1 protein-coding gene is annotated in these 554 nt (G+C 71.5%); it reads left to right on the top strand.

Annotated features, from left to right (window positions below; all coding sequences use genetic code 11):
• The coding region (locus AC1DWF_RS37610) for an ATP-binding protein (RefSeq protein WP_476843504.1) at nucleotides 1–554 on the top strand (554 nt) is incomplete at both ends.

Genomic DNA, 554 nt, shown 5'->3' with positions numbered 1-554 from the left:
GATCCACTCCGTCGCGGGCCTGCTGCGCGACGGCCGGCTCCTCACGCGCCCGCCCTTCCGCGATCCGCACCATTCCGCGAGCCAGGCCGCGCTGATCGGCGGTGGCAACCGCGCGCGGCCGGGCGAGATCAGCCTTGCGCATCATGGCGTGCTCTTCCTCGACGAATGGCCGGAATTCCCGCGCCCCGCTCTGGAGGCGCTGCGCCAGCCCATGGAGACGGGTCGTGCCGTCATCGCGCGCGCCAATGCACATGTGAACTATCCCGCGCGCTTCCAGTGCATCGCGGCGATGAACCCGTGCCGCTGCGGCCATCTCGGCGAGACCGCACGCGAATGCTCCCGCGCGCCGCGCTGCGGCGAGGAATATTCCGACAAGCTGAGCGGCCCGCTACTCGACCGCATGGATATCACGCTGGAAGTCCAGGCCGTGCCGCCCAACGAACTCGCCCGCGCGCCGACCGGCGAGCCGACGAAGGTCATCGCGGCCCGCGTGCAAGCTGCACGCGACGTCCAGCGGGCGCGCTACGGCGAGGGCGGTCCGCGGCATAATGCGG

The organism is Aminobacter sp. P4_D5 (assembly GCF_056401815.1).
The sequence above is the reverse complement of the archived record's forward strand: the minus strand, read 5'-3'. Positions and strand labels throughout refer to the sequence as shown.